Origin of the sequence: Aeromonas sp. QDB39 (genome assembly GCF_027707585.1) — a bacterium.
GTDB classification, from domain to species: Bacteria; Pseudomonadota; Gammaproteobacteria; order Enterobacterales; family Aeromonadaceae; genus Aeromonas; species Aeromonas hydrophila.
This window is the reverse complement of the sequence record NZ_JAPCIV010000140.1, coordinates 1-608: the sequence shown is the minus strand read 5'-3', so window position 1 is coordinate 608 and position 608 is coordinate 1. Positions and strand designations below refer to the sequence as shown.

Below are 608 nucleotides of genomic sequence, written 5' to 3'. Positions count from 1 at the left end.
TCATGTACAGGATCTTTAGCTACAACCAATTGAAATAGATAGAAAAAAGGCTTCGTTTGTGATCTGATTTAATCGCAAAAAAAAACCGACACGCCCGAAGCCATGACTATTATCAATGCAACCCAGTACCTCAAGCAACTTCTTAGCTCTTCTGAACTCAACCGGATCGGTAAATTTACCGGTTTTTGTCAGCGACTCCGGGATATCCAGCCTGCGAGACTACTCCCGGCTCTGCTCTCAGGGCTTGGTTGCGACAAGGTGGATGGTATTGCTGGTTTGCATCGCCATTTCAATGCGTTGCAGCTCCATGATACTGACCAAATAGCGTATAAACCCTTTCACAACCAGTTACGCAAGCAGGGTTTTCCCTTGTTCATGCGCGCACTGGTTGAACGAGCCATCGCCTTACGCCTCAAGGAGTGTCTACCGGACGCCCACGGACTGGCAGGCTTTGAGCAGGTACTGCTGCAGGACGGGTCGTCATTCGCGTTACATCCGCAATTGGCAGAACATTTCCCGGGCCGATTCAATAAGCACAGCCCCGCTGCGGTAGAGTGTCATATGACCATGTCCTTGCTGGACCAGTCGCCGATATCGATGAGTATCAC

Annotated in this window: 1 pseudogene; it reads left to right on the top strand. The window is 50.0% G+C overall.

Annotated features, from left to right (window positions below):
* Positions 1-102: 102 nt before the first annotated feature.
* A pseudogene (locus PG899_RS24215) lies at positions 103-608 on the top strand (IS4 family transposase); the annotation flags it as partial.